At 74.5% G+C, this 13,004-nt stretch carries 12 protein-coding genes and 1 pseudogene; 5 read left to right on the forward strand and 8 right to left on the reverse strand.

Going from position 1 to position 13,004, the window contains the following annotated elements:
* Positions 1-158: 158 nt before the first annotated feature.
* The 3 genes from ACWEVO_RS13805 to ACWEVO_RS13815 form a co-directional block, all read right to left on the reverse strand.
* On the reverse strand, positions 159-1,199 hold the full coding sequence (locus ACWEVO_RS13805; protein WP_452307885.1) for a zinc-binding dehydrogenase: 1,041 nt from the start codon (positions 1,197-1,199) through the stop codon (positions 159-161).
* A 102-nt stretch (positions 1,200-1,301) separates the two neighbouring features.
* The gene (locus tag ACWEVO_RS13810) at positions 1,302-2,498 is read right to left on the reverse strand and encodes a M20 metallopeptidase family protein (protein ID WP_452307886.1); all 1,197 of its coding nucleotides are present in this window, start codon (positions 2,496-2,498) and stop codon (positions 1,302-1,304) included.
* An 88-nt stretch (positions 2,499-2,586) separates the two neighbouring features.
* Positions 2,587-3,093 (reverse strand): DinB family protein, encoded by a 507-nt coding sequence (locus tag ACWEVO_RS13815; RefSeq protein ID WP_452307887.1) that lies wholly within the window; start codon positions 3,091-3,093, stop codon positions 2,587-2,589.
* A gap of 104 nt (positions 3,094-3,197) precedes the next feature.
* On the opposite strand from ACWEVO_RS13815, the gene ACWEVO_RS13820 reads away from it, so the two are divergent.
* Positions 3,198-4,235 carry a M4 family metallopeptidase gene (locus ACWEVO_RS13820; protein WP_452307888.1) on the forward strand — a complete coding sequence of 346 codons (1,038 nt, stop codon included), beginning with the start codon at positions 3,198-3,200 and terminating at the stop codon, positions 4,233-4,235.
* Positions 4,236-4,272: 37 nt separating this feature from the next.
* On the opposite strand, the gene ACWEVO_RS13825 is transcribed toward ACWEVO_RS13820, so the two are convergent.
* Entirely contained in the window at positions 4,273-5,073 is an 801-nt protein-coding gene (locus ACWEVO_RS13825; protein WP_452307896.1) for a M15 family metallopeptidase, read from the reverse strand.
* Positions 5,074-5,288: 215 nt separating this feature from the next.
* On the opposite strand from ACWEVO_RS13825, the gene ACWEVO_RS13830 reads away from it, so the two are divergent.
* Both ACWEVO_RS13830 and ACWEVO_RS13835 read left to right on the forward strand, forming a co-directional pair.
* Positions 5,289-6,305 (forward strand): LacI family DNA-binding transcriptional regulator, encoded by a 1,017-nt coding sequence (locus ACWEVO_RS13830; RefSeq protein WP_452307889.1) that lies wholly within the window; start codon positions 5,289-5,291, stop codon positions 6,303-6,305.
* 191 nt (positions 6,306-6,496) lie between these two features.
* A complete protein-coding gene (locus ACWEVO_RS13835; protein WP_452307890.1) occupies positions 6,497-7,711 on the forward strand; it encodes a PP2C family protein-serine/threonine phosphatase in 1,215 nt (404 codons plus the stop codon).
* Between the two features lie 122 nt (positions 7,712-7,833).
* Here ACWEVO_RS13835 and ACWEVO_RS13840 read toward each other — a convergent pair whose 3' ends face one another.
* Together ACWEVO_RS13840 and ACWEVO_RS13845 are read right to left on the reverse strand one after the other, a co-directional pair.
* On the reverse strand, positions 7,834-8,886 hold the full coding sequence (locus tag ACWEVO_RS13840; protein WP_452307891.1) for a cation diffusion facilitator family transporter: 1,053 nt from the start codon (positions 8,884-8,886) through the stop codon (positions 7,834-7,836).
* 131 nt (positions 8,887-9,017) lie between these two features.
* Positions 9,018-10,076 carry a hypothetical protein gene (locus ACWEVO_RS13845; RefSeq protein WP_452307892.1) on the reverse strand — a complete coding sequence of 353 codons (1,059 nt, stop codon included), beginning with the start codon at positions 10,074-10,076 and terminating at the stop codon, positions 9,018-9,020.
* Positions 10,077-10,458: 382 nt separating this feature from the next.
* Here ACWEVO_RS13845 and ACWEVO_RS13850 point away from each other — a divergent pair, with 382 nt between their 5' ends.
* Both ACWEVO_RS13850 and prfH read left to right on the forward strand, forming a co-directional pair.
* The gene (locus ACWEVO_RS13850) at positions 10,459-11,634 is read left to right on the forward strand and encodes an RNA ligase RtcB family protein (protein ID WP_452307893.1); all 1,176 of its coding nucleotides are present in this window, start codon (positions 10,459-10,461) and stop codon (positions 11,632-11,634) included.
* Positions 11,631-12,239, forward strand: coding sequence for a peptide chain release factor H (gene prfH / locus ACWEVO_RS13855; RefSeq protein WP_452307894.1), 609 nt, complete (start codon positions 11,631-11,633; stop codon positions 12,237-12,239). The genes ACWEVO_RS13850 and prfH overlap by 4 nt, the downstream gene beginning before the upstream one ends.
* A 22-nt stretch (positions 12,240-12,261) precedes the next feature.
* Here prfH and ACWEVO_RS13860 read toward each other — a convergent pair whose 3' ends face one another.
* A complete protein-coding gene (locus ACWEVO_RS13860; RefSeq protein WP_452307895.1) occupies positions 12,262-12,795 on the reverse strand; it encodes a sensor histidine kinase in 534 nt (177 codons plus the stop codon).
* A pseudogene (locus ACWEVO_RS13865) lies at positions 12,795-13,004 on the reverse strand (histidine kinase); the annotation flags it as partial. The pseudogene ACWEVO_RS13865 and the gene ACWEVO_RS13860, both read right to left, overlap by 1 nt.

The following is a 13,004-nucleotide window of genomic DNA, read 5'->3' on the forward strand; positions in this document are numbered from 1 at the left end:
TGGGTGCGGCGGGGTGAGCCGGGGGTCAGCCGCGGGTCCGCCAGGCGCGGTACCAGCGGCGCAGCGGCACCGGGTAGGCCACCAGCGCGGCGGCCGCCATGACGGCCAGGCCACCGAGGGTGCGCGCGGTCCGTCCACTCATCGGGCACCGTCCTTCGTCACCGGCGGGTCAGCACGACCTTGAGGGCGCCGGTCTCCGCCGGACGGGAGAAGACGTCGTACGCCTCCATGATCTGGTCCAGGGCGAACCGGTGGGTCACCATGTGCGCCGTGTCGAGCTGGCCGGCGACCAGCATGTTCAGCAGCGTCGGGGTGGTCCGGGTGTCGACCAGGCGGGTGGTGATGGTGACGTCGCGGATCCACAGCCGCTCCAGGTGCAGGGTGGCCGGCTTGCCGTGCACACCGATGTTGGCGACCCGGCCTCCGGCCCGTACCAGGGTGGTGCAGAGTTCGAAGGTGGCCGGGGTGCCGACCGCCTCGATCACCACGTCCGCGCCGAGCCCGCCGGTGACCTCGCGGACCACCGCCAGCGGGTCGTCGTCGGCGAGCACGGTCAGGTCCGCGCCGAACCGCTTCGCCGCGTCCAGCCGGCTCTGTGCCTTGTCGACGGCGACGATGTGGGTCGGCGAGTAGAGCTTCGCGGTCTGGATGGCGGCCAGCCCGATCGGGCCGGTGCCGACCACCGCGACCGTGTCGCCGGGGCGCACGTGGCCGTTGAGCACGCCGACCTCGTACGAGGTGGGCAGGATGTCGGCCAGCAGCACGGCGGCCTCGTCGGACACCTGCTCGGGCAGCCGGTAGGTGGACAGGTCGGCGAACGGGATGCGGGCGTACTCGGCCTGCACACCGTCGACGGTGTGGCCGAGGATCCAGCCGCCCCCGCCGAGGCACTGCCCGTAGGCGCCCTCACGGCAGTAGCGGCAGACGCCGCACGCGGAGATGCAGGAGGCGAGGACGCGGTCGCCCTCCTTCAGGTTGCCGACGCCGCCGCCGACCGCGACGACCGTGCCCACCGCCTCGTGGCCGAGCACGCGGCCGGCCGGCACCTCGGGCACGTCGCCGCCGAGGATGTGCAGGTCGGTCCCGCAGATGGTGACCGCGTCGACCCGGACGATCGCGTCGCGGGGGCCGGCGATGGTGGGATCGGGAATTTCGGACCAGGACTTCTCGCCTGGCCCGCCGTACACGAGTGCCTTCATGGCTCCTCCTCACGCCGATTTCTCCTTCCACGCTTCTCTTGTGGAAGGTCGGCGGGCAGGGCCGAAGGGACCGCCGGGCGGGACCTCCGTCCCGCCCGCGGGTCAGCGGGGCGTGAGGGCGAGGGCGGCGAGGGTGGCGACGCCCGCGGTCAGCGCGGACTCGTCGAGCCGCATCTGCGGCGAGTGCACCGGCGCGACCGGGCCGTCCGCCGGGCGGGTGCCCAGGATCAGCATCGCGCCGGGCGTGCGTCGCAGCAGGTACGCGAAGTCCTCGCTGGCCGGCATCGGGGTGGCCAGCTCCACGGCCCGGTCCGCGCCGAGGGTGGCGGCCACTGTGGCCAGCGCCCAGCGCGCCTCGGCCGGGTCGTTGACGGTGGGCGGGTAGCCCGGGTCGAGGCGTACCTCGGCGGTGCAGCCGTGCGCCGCGGCCACCCCGGCGGCCACCTCGCCGAGCGTCCCGGCCACCCGGGCCCGGGCGGCGTCGCTGAACGTCCGCACGGTGCCCTGCGCGGTCGCGGTGTCCGGGATGATCCCGGCACCGGGGACCCCGGCATCGAGGCGGTTGATCGTGACCACCACCGGGTCGAAGACGTCGAACCGGCGGGTGATCATCTGCTGCACGGCCAGCACGACGGCGCAGAGCACCGGCACCGGGTCGGCGCCCAGATGCGGCAGGCCCACGTGGCCGCCCGCGCCGCGGACGGTGACGGTGAGGGCGTCCGCGCCGGCCAGCAGCGCCCCCGGCCGGGTGGCGAGCGAACCCGACGGCAGCCCCGGGAACTGGTGCAGGGCGTACGCGCGGGCGGGCGCGAACGCGCCGTCGAGCAGGCCGTCGGCCAGCACCGTACGGCAGCCGTCGTGGCCCTCCTCGCCGGGCTGGAACAGCAGGATCACGTCGCCGGGTGGGCCGGGATCGGCGGCCGCGATCAGGTGGGCGGCCTCCACCAGCATGGCGGTGTGCGCGTCGTGCCCGCAGGCGTGCATGGCCCCGGCCACCGTCGAGGCGTACGGCAGGCCGGTGCGCTCGGTCAACGGCAGCGCGTCCATGTCGGCGCGCAGCAGCACCGGCGGCGCGTCGCCCCGGCCGGCCAGCCGGGCCACCACGGCGCTGGACGTGGTGCCGGTACGCACCTGAAGGGGCAGCGGCCGCAGCGCGTCGAGCACGGCCGCCTGGGTGTGCGGCAGGTGCAGGCCCAACTCCGGGTGGCGGTGCAACCGCCGGTACAGCTCGGTCAGCGCAGCACGCCGACGCTCCGCGTGGACCAGCAGCTCCGGCCGGTCCGTGGTCGGCGACGCCATGCGTCGAGAATCAGCCGGTGGACCCGGCCGGTCAAGGGCCGGCGCCGACGGCGTCGCGCATCGGACAACCGGCGCGGGTCCGCCGCCCTCAGACGCCGACGGTGCCGTCGATGGCCTCGCGGAGGAAGTCCGCGTGGCCGTTGTGGCGGGCGTACTCGTGCATCATGTGCAGCATCACCAGGCGCAGGGAGACGTCCTCCTCCCAGCGCGCGTTCCAGCCGGTGACGTCGAGCGACTCGGCCTCGCGCTCGATCCGCCGGGCGTGCTCGACCTCCCGCCGCCACGCCTCGAACGCCTCCGAGGCGTCGGCGTCGCGCGCGTCGTACGCCTCCTGGAAGTCGAAGCTGTCCGACCAGACCAGCGGAAGGTCCTCCTGGTTGATCACGCGCCGGAACCACTGGCGTTCCACCTCGGCCATGTGCCGGACCAGGCCGAGCAGGGACAGCGCCGACGGCGGGGAGGACTGCCGGCGCAGCTGGTCGTCGGTCAGCCCGTCGCACTTGAGCTCCAGCGTGGCCCGGTGGAAGTCGAGGAAGGCGCGCAGCATCTCCCGCTCCCCGCCCTGAAGCGGCGGGCCGATCCGTTCGGTCTCCACGACTGTTCCTCCCCTGCGGGCCGGCTGGCCAGCTCGTCGATGCTTGGCAGTGCTCGACGGGGAGCTTAGTCTCGGCGGATCGATCCACCTCCGAAGGGATCATGATGCACCCCCACATCCGACGTTCCGCGCTGGTCGCCTCGGCGGTCACCGCGGCGCTGGTCGCCGGCGGCACGACCGTCCAGGCGGCCGGCGGGACCTACGACCACACCGCCACCGCGACGGTCTTCGCCCCCAACCCCGTGCAGCAGCTCGGCGACGAGTCGCTGACCGACCAGAAGGACGCCGACTACCCGGCACTGGCCGGCGCGTACCGGTCGGTGCTGCTGACCAACCTGGACGGCTCCGGCACCCTCACCGGCAGGTACGTGGTGGTCAAGAGCAGCACCGGCAACGCCGCCCTGGCGGTGGACGGCGCCTACCCGGCCTGGCACCGCGACGCCGACCAGTTCGAGCAGGTGATGGGCTACCACTGGGTGAACACCGCCCAGGCGTACCTGCAGTCGCTCGGCTTCGGCAGCACGCTGCGCCCGGTCAACCAGCGGCAGATCGAGCTGCGCATCGACCAGTACGGCGGCGACAACTCGTTCTTCCGCGAGGACAAGGCCAACATCACCCTCGGCAAGGGCGGGGTCGACGACGCCGAGGACGCCGAGGTGATCGTCCACGAGTACGGCCACTCGGTGCAGGACGGCCAGGTGCCCGGCTTCGGCACCACGCTGGAGTCCGGCGCGATCGGCGAGGCGTTCGGCGACTACCTGGCGGTCGCGGTGACCAGCTGGGCCACCGGCGTTCCGACGAAGACCCCGGAGGCCTGCGTGGCCGACTGGGATTCCGTCTCCTACACCCGTACCGTCCCGCACTGCCTGCGCCGCCTCGACGGCACCAAGGTGTACCCGACCGACCTGCGCGGTGAGGTCCACGCCGACGGGGAGATCTGGTCCCGGGCGCTGTGGGACATCCGCAGCGCGCTCGGTGACCGCAAGGCCACCACGCTGATCGTGGACGCCCAGTTCGACTTCGCCAAGGACACCACGTTCCGCGACGCCGCGCTGGCCACCGTGGCCGCCGCCCAGCGGCTCTACGGCACCCAGGCCGCGACCGCGACCCGGGCCGCCTTCGCCGCCCGCGGCATCCTCTGACGCCGCCGGTGGGCGCCGCTCCCCGCCGGGGCGGCGCTCACCGCAGCGACGAGCCGGCCACCGGAAAGTCGAAGTACGTCTTCGGATACGGCTCGTCGAGGTAGCGGTAGTGCCACCATTCGCGGGCGTAGTTCTCGAAGCCCTGCGCTCTCATCAACCGTTTCAGCAGCTCGCGGTTGTCCCGCGCGGCCCCGGTGATCCGCGGGTCGGCGGTGTGCGCACGCGGGTCGAAGCAGTCGAAGCCGGTGCCCATGTCGATCGAGTTGTCGGGGAACCGTTGGCCGGCGGGCGCGGTGCAGGCCACCAGCGGCTGCCCCGGCGCGTACGCCGGCTGGTCGGGAGTGGGCACCGGGACCAGGGTGAGGTCCAGGGTGCTGCCCCGGCTGTGCGCGGTCGGCGCGCCGATGTAGCCGTCGGTGAAGAGCCGGTCCTTCGGCTCGCCGGGATAGAACTCGCCCTTCATCTGCTGCTCGCCGGGGAGCTTCGCCCAGGCCACGAAGTCGTCCACCGCCCGCTGCGGGCGGTAGCAGTCGTACACCTTGAGGCTGCGGTGCTGGGCGAGCGCGGCGGCCTGCACCCGGTGCAGCGCCTCCGCCGCCCGCCGGGTGAGCAGGCAGCGCGGCTCCGCGTAGCCGGTGACCGGCCGGCCGACGAAGTTGTGCGCGGTGGCGTACCGGATGTCGGTCCGGACGCTCGGGTCGACGGCGGTCAGGTCGACGAAGTCGGCCGGGGCGCGCGGGCCGGTCACGGAGGGCGACGGCGACGACGAGGGCGACGGGTGCGGGCGGGGCGCGGGCTGCTGGCAGCCGGCGGCGAGCGCCGTGGCCAGCACGGCCAGGACGGTGGCAGCTCGTCTCCCGGTCCCCACCCTGCCGTGTCTACCAGACGGTGCCGTCGCGGTCCCGGGCCTCGGCGCAGCGGTCGGCCGTCCGGCCGCTTTCCGGAAACGGGCCGGAACATCCCGGAACCCAGGGCCGGCCGGGCGCGTCGTCAACCCTCCGCCGGTACGGCAAGATGGCCGTGGGGCGGGACGACCGGGCGGAGGAGACACGGGTGAAGGCGGACGACGAACGCAGGGTGACCATCACCGCGATCGCGCAGGAGGCCGGAGTCTCGGTGCCCACCGTCTCCCGGGTGCTCAACGGGCGCTCAGACGTCGCCCCCGACACCCGGGAACGCGTCGAGGAGCTGCTGCGCCACCACGGCTACCGGCGGCGCGGCAGCCGCGCGGTGCGCCGCGCCGGGCTGCTCGACCTGGTCTTCCCCGACCTGGACAGCCCCTGGGCGGTGGAGATCATCCGGGGCGTGGAGGACGTCTGCCACGCGACCGGGGTCGGCACCGTCGTCTCGGCGATCCACCGCGAGTCCACCTCGACCCGGCAGTGGCTGCAGAACCTGCGCTCCCGGGCCTCCGACGGGGTCATCGTGGTCACCTCGCACCTGAGCCCCCCGGTGCACGCCCAGCTGCGCCGGCTCAACGTGCCCGTGGTGGTGGTCGACCCGGCCGGGGTGCCGGCCACCGAGGTGCCGACCATCGGCGCCACCAACTGGGCCGGCGGCCTCGCCGCCACCGAGCACCTGCTGGAACTCGGGCACCGGCGGATCGGGTTCGTGGCCGGACCGACCCACCTGCTGTGCAGCCGGGCCCGGCTGGACGGCTACCGGGCCGCGCTGGAGCGGGCCGGCGTGCCGCTGGACGACCGGCTCGTGCAGCCGGGCGACTTCTACCACTCGGCCGGCTTCGCCGCCGGGACCGCCCTGCTGGAGCTCGCCGACCCGCCCACCGCGATCTTCGCGGCCAGCGACCAGATGGCCTTCGGCGTCTACGAGGCGATCCGCCGCCGTGGGCTGCGGGTCGCCGACGACGTCAGCGTGGTCGGCTTCGACGACCTGCCCGAGGCCCGCTGGGCGTCGCCGCCACTGACCACCGTGCGGCAGCCGCTGGTCGAGATGGGGCGGCTCGCCGCCCGTACGGCGCTGCGGCTGTCACAGGGCGAGCAGATCGAGTCCCCCCGGGTCGAGCTGGCCACCGAGCTGGTGGTGCGGGACAGCGCCGCCACCCACCCCTGACCGGCCCTTCCACCTGCCTTCCGGAAAGTCTGGACACCCGCCCACGCGGACGGGAACGGCCGCTACCGCGCGTGATGCGCCGGTCACGACCCGCGTCTGTCGAGGTGTGGCGGGTGCCGGTTACCCGTGCCGGGCGCCGACGAGGCCCGCGTGCCAGCGAAAAGTTCCGGCCGGGCAACTAGGATCCGGGGGTGACCCACGTCGAGCGCCAGCGAGATGAGCAGCGGTTACGCCGCATCGACGCGGCGACCGGTGCCACGCTCTCGCGCCTCGACGCCGCCGACCTCTTCGACGAACTCCTCGACCGGGTCCGCGATTTGTTGCAGGTCGACACCGCCGCCATCCTGCTGCTCGACGTACGCGCCCGGCAGCTGGTGGCCACCGCGGCCAGGGGGCTGGAGGAGGAGGTCCGCCAGGGTTTCCGGGTCTCGATCGGACGCGGGTTCGCCGGCCGGATCGCGATGACCCGGCGACCCGTGATCGTCGACGAGGTGACGCCCGAGCGGGTCGTCAACCCGGTTCTGTTGGAGTCCGGGGTCCGCTCCCTGCTCGGCGTACCGGTGCTGTCGCGGGGCCGGCTGGTCGGGGTGCTGCACGTCGGCACCCTCACCCCGCGCCGGTTCACCGAGGACGACGTCCGCCTGCTGGAACTGGTCGCGGACCATGTCGGGCTGGCCAACCGGGCGCGGGAGAACAGCCTGGACCACTCGGCCGCCCTGGCCCTGCAGCGCAGCCTGATCCCCGCCGATTTCCCCCGGGTGCCGAATCTGGAGATGGCCGGGCGGTACGTCCCCGGGCACGCCTCCGGGGTCGGCGGCGACTGGTACGACGTCTTCAGCCTACCCTCCGGCTGGCTCGGCGTGGTCATCGGTGACGTGTCCGGTCACGGGTTGCAGTCGGCGGTGGTGATGGGCCGCGTCCGCAGCGCCCTGCGGGCGTACGCCCTCGTCTCCGCCGATCCGGCGCAGGTCCTCACCCTCCTCGACCGCAAGGTGGTCCACTTCGAGGCCGGCAGCCTGACCACCGCCCTGTACGCGATGATCTCGCCCGACGGCGCCACCGTCCGGGTGTCCGTGGCCGGACACCCCCGGCCGATCCTGGCCGCGCCCGGCCGTCCGGCCGCCATGGTCGCCGCACCCGTCGATCCGCCCCTGGGCACCGCCCGGCGGGACGGCGAACGCCGGGCCACGGCCGTGGACCTGCCCGCCGGGGCGGTCCTCGTGTCCTACACCGACGGACTCGTCGAACGCCGGGGCGAACTGTTCGACGCCGGTGTCACCCGGCTGGCGGCCGCGATCGAGGTGGGCCCGGTCGAGGCGATGTGCGACACGATCATGGCCACCCTCGACGCCGAACACCCCACCGACGACATCGCCCTGCTGGCCATCCGTCGGATCCCCGGCTGACCGCTCCGTCGCTCGGATCGCGCTCAATCGCGGATCGAGTGGTGCCGGGGGCGACGCGAGGCCATTACTTCCCGGATCGTGTGCGGTCTCGCGGTGCCGGGACGGGCGCCCGGAGCGGTGAACTACCGGTTCCGGCGCCGGTGGGACAGGTCGGTGTGGTGGTGCCCGCCGGGATGGCTGTCCGGGTCGGTGTGCACGGTGGCGCTGGTCAGCCGCGGCACGGCGTGGGTGAGCTGGTGTTCGGCGTCGGCCGCGATCTCGTGCGCGGCGACCAGGCTGAGGGTGGCGTCGACGACGAGGTCGGCCTCGGCGTGCAGGCGGTGACCGATCCAGCGCAGCCGTACCCCGGCCACGTCCCGGACCCCGTCGACGGCCCGGAGCGCGGTCTCGGCCCGGTCGACCAGCTCCGGGTCGACCGCGTCCATCAGCCGCCGGTAGACCTCGCGGGCGGCGTCCTTCAGCACGAACGCGATCGCGACCGCGATGACCAGCCCGACGGCCGGGTCGGCCCAGCGCCAACCGAGGGCGGCCCCGCCGGCGGCGGCCAGCACCGCGAGCGAGGTGTAGCCGTCGGTCCGGGCGTGCAGCCCGTCGGCGACCAGCGCGGCGGAGCCGATCCGGCGACCGACCCGGATACGGTAGCGGGCGACCAGCTCGTTGCCGACGAACCCGACGAGACCGGCGGCGGCCACCCACGGCAGGTGGGCCATCGCGGCGGGGCGCACCAGCCGGTCGACCGCCGTCCACGCGGCGGCGACGGCGGACGCGGCGATCACCACGACGATGGCGATGCCGGCCAGGTCCTCGGCCCGGCCGTAGCCGTACGGGTAGGCACGGGTGGCGGCCCGGCGGCCGATCAGGAAGGCGATCCCCAGGGGCACGGCCGTCAGCGCGTCCGCGACATTGTGCAGGGTGTCCCCGAGCAGGGCGACCGACCCGGACAGCACCACGACGACCGCCTGGGCCAGGGCGGTGGCACCCAGGCCGACCAGCGAGATCCACAACGCCCGTAGACCCTCCCGGGAGGACTCCAACGCCGGGTCGACCTTGGCCCGGGAGTCGTGCGAGTGCGGGACCACGACATGGCGCAGCCCGCGCCACCCGGCGGCGAGCCGTCCACGGTGGTCGTGGCTGTGGTCGTCGGCGTGGTCATGGCCGTGGTCGTGGTCGTGCACCGCTCCCCCTCACCCGGTACGGAACCGTGCCGTGGCGAGGCGACGATATGCGGCCCGACCCCGGTGCGACAACGCGGCAGATGCCAGTGACCTGCAACAACGTTGCCATGGCGGGGAAGGAGCCGCTCCGGCTAACGCTTTTCGCGGCGGGACCGGGCGATGCCGACCAGTCCCACGCCGGCCAGCCCCACCCCGAGCAGGGCCACTACCCCCAGCACGCCGCGAAGATCCCGCGGGCGGGGCGATCCGGCGGCGGCCGGGGGCCCGGCCGCGGCGGCGGTCGGCCGAGGTGCCGCGGTCGGCGGCGGCGGCGCCGGATAGCGCAGGATGGTCGGCCGGGTACCGGCCGGCTGGCCGGCGGTCTCCGAGACCGTGAACAGGAAGCGGCCGTCCGGGGAGTAGCAGACGGACTCGCCCTGCGGCTCGTCGGGCAGCGCGACGACCCGCGGCGTTCCCGTGGTCAGCGCGGCGACCACGTCCCCGTCGGCGACGTCGAACTCGAACGCGTCGGCGTAGGTGCGCAGGACCACCCGCCGCCCGTCCGGCGCGGCGGCGGCCCCGGTGACCACCGCGCGGCCGAGGAAACCGAAGGGATTGCTGGTGTCCGTGCCCGGCAGCGCCACCTGCCCCCGCCGCGCCATCGGCACCGTCGCGCCGGGCACCGGAGCCCGCATCGGGGTGTAGACGCCGGCCGCGCCACCCTGTTTCGTCACGATGAGCGGCCGGCCGTCGCCGGTCAACAGGAGCGCCTCCGCGTCGTGCGGCCCGTCCGGGTAGCTCAACCGGTACAGCACCGGCCGGTCGGCGCCCCGCGCCAGCTTCCAGACCGCGACCGTCTCCCGGGAGCGGTCGTTGTCGCCGATGTCGGCGATCCAGATCGTGCCGTCGGGCCCGACTGCCAGGTCCTCGGTGTCCCGTGGCCGGGAGGGATACCGCACGGCCCGGACCACCCGGCAGTGGCTGTCCAGGAAGAAGATCCGCCGCCGGGGTTCCTCGTCGGCGCTGTCGTTGACCACCACGAACCCGGTCTCCGTGGCGGCCATCCCGGAGATCTCGGTGAGCCGGTCGTCCCGTACCCGGCAGACCGGCGACCCGTGGGCCGGCGAGGGCTGCGGGGACGGGCCGGCCACCGCCGCGCCACCGGGCGCCACGACGAGCACGGCGACGGCCGCGGCCGGCCCGGCCGCCACCCACCGCCACCGCGGCGACCTGCGCTGTCCCTCCACGCCCCGCGCCCCCGCTCCCCGCCCGACATCAGCACCCGGCGCGCCCGGCGCAGCACGGCCCGGACCCGGTCCGGGCCGCGGCACACCGGTGCTCGTGGAGGATACGCGGGCGCCGCGCCGGCCGGGGTACGGCGCCGGCGCGCAGCGAACACCGGCCGGCGACCCTCCCGCCCGACCAGACCGGCGTGTGCGGGTGCCGCCGAAAGTCGGTTGCCGGCCACGGCCGGCTCGGGAAGAGTGCGGACCATGACGTTCTGACGGACCGCACCGCGATGCAGCCCAGGCCCCCGGCTCCGGCCGGTGCCGCCTGCCGTCCGCCCACCCCTCTCCGCGAGAAGCGAGCGTCTTGTCCGCACACCTTTCCCGGCCGGCTTCCGCACCGGCCACCATCACCGTGTTCGCCTCCCCGACCAGTTGGATCGAGTCGGCTGCCGTCGCGCAGTGCCACCAGGTGGCCGCTCTCGACGGCATGATCCACGTCGCCGGCATGCCGGACCTGCACCCCGGCAAGGGCGCCCCGATCGGCGCGGCCATGGCGTCGACCGTGCTGTACCCGTTCCTCGTCGGCTCCGACATCGGCTGCGGCATCGCCGTCTTCCCGATCTCGCTCAAACGACCCGTGCCGGAGAAGCTCGCCGCCCGCTTCCCCGACCTCGACCGCGCCCTGGACCCCGACGAGGACGCCGACGACCCGGCCTGGGCGGCCCTGACCGGCGACGTGCCGGCCGGCCACGTCCAGGGACTCGGGACGGTCGGCCGGGGCAACCACTTCGTCGAACTGGCCCGGATCGGGACCGTCTCGGCACCGGAGCACGCGAGCCGCCTCGGGCTGCACGCCGGCGACCTGGTGCTCGTCGTCCACAGTGGCTCCCGCGGCCTGGGCGAACGGATCCTGCGGGCACACACCGAGGCCCACGGCGCGGGACCGGCCGCCGATCCCGCCGCCTACCTGGCCCGGCACGACGAGGCCGTACGCTGGGGCGCGCTCAACCGGCGGCTGCTGGCCGCCCGGGTCGCCCACGCCCTCGGCGCCGAGCCGACCGAGCCGGTGGTCGACCAGTGCCACAACCTGGTCGAGCTCCGCGACGGGGTGTACCTGCACCGCAAGGGCGCCGCGCCCGGTGACGGCCGGGACGTGCTGGTCGCCGGCACCCGCGGCACCCCCTCCCACCTGGTGGCCGCCCACGCCGGCCCCGAGGCCAACCACTCGGTCGCGCACGGCGCCGGCCGCAAGATGTCCCGGGCCGACGCGCTGCGCCGGGGCCGGGCCAAGCACACCGTCGAGGAACTGCGCCGCACCCCGGCGGGGTCGCTGGTGGTGTGCGGCGACCGGCAGCTGCTCTTCGAAGAGGCGCCGTCGGCCTACAAACGCATCGAGCAGGTGATCGGCGACCTCGTCGACCACGGCCTGGCCACCCCGATCGCCACCACCGTTCCGGTGGTCACCTACAAGACACCCGACGTCGGGTCCGCGCCGCGGGCGGACCGGCGCAACGACCGCCGCCGGCGGGGACGGCCGTGACCGTCCACCTGCTCCTGTCCGCCGGGCGCGGCCCGCAGGAGTGCGCCTGGGCCCTGGCGCGGCTGCTGGACCGGCTGGAGGCCGACGCCGCCCGGCACGGCCTGACGGTCCATCGCACCCAGCGCACGCCCGGCGACCGGCCCCGCACCTACCGGTCGGTCCTGGTCCGGATCACCGGCCCCGACGCCGCGACGTTCGCCGCCGGATGGACCGGAACGCTGTGCTGGCAGGCGCCCAGCCCCTACCGGCCGACCACCGGCCGGAAGAACTGGTACGTCGTCGCCCGGCCGTGCCCGGTCGACACCCCGATCACGCCCTTCCGGGAGACGGACGTCGACCTCGTCGCCTGCCGGACCGGCGGTCCCGGTGGGCAGCACCGGAACAAAGCCAGCACGGCCGTCCGGGCCACCCACCGTCCCTCGGGACTCGTCGTGGTGGTCGACACCGAGCGGCAGTTCGGCCTGAACCGCCGGATCGCCCTGGACCTGCTGCGGCGGCGGATCGAGGAGGGCGACGAGGCGGCGCGACGGGCCGACACCACCGCGCGCTGGCGCATCCACGACGAACTCGTCCGCGGCGACCCCATCCGGGTCGAGCGCCCGTGACCCGCGGCGCCGGTGGCCGAGACTACGCCGGCGCGACCGGCAGCAGCACGACGAACCGGGTGTCCCCCGGTTCCGACTGCACCCGGATGTCGCCGTGGTGCTTGTTGACCACGATGCGGTAGGAGATGTCCAGCCCGAGGCCGGTGCCCTCGCCGACCGGCTTGCTGGTGAAGAACGGCTCGAAGATGCGCGGCCGGACCTCCGGCGGGATCCCGCTGCCGGTGTCCCGCACCTCCACGATCAGCCGGTCCTCCTTGCGGGCGGTCCGGATGGTCAGCGTGCCGGTGCCGCCCATCGCGCCCAGCGCGTTGTCGATCAGGTTGGTCCAGACCTGGTTCAGCTCGGCGGCGTACGCGGGGATGGCCGGCAGGTTCTCCGCGTACTCCTTCACCACCCGCACCCCGGGCGGGATCTTCGCCTGGAGCATGACCAGGGTGGCGTCGAGCAGGTCGTGGACGTCGACGGTCTGGTAGGGCGCGCGGTCCAGCTGGGAGTACTGCTTCGCCGCCCCGACCAGGCCGGAGATCCGGGACACCGCGTCGTCGATCTCGCCCATCAGCAGCTCGGTGTCGATGGGTACGCGATCCAGCGGATCGCCGACTCGACGTCGTCGCCGCCGACCGCGGCGTCGACCTGGCTCAGCCAGCCGCTGTCGATGCCGGCGGCGACCAGCGTGGGGGCGAGCTCCCAGGCGCCGCGTACCCCGTGCTCGTCCAGCCAGTCGGCCAGCTCGTCCTCGGCGTCGCTGGCCGCCAGCGGCGTCAG

The organism is Micromonospora sp. NPDC003776 (assembly GCF_053605645.1).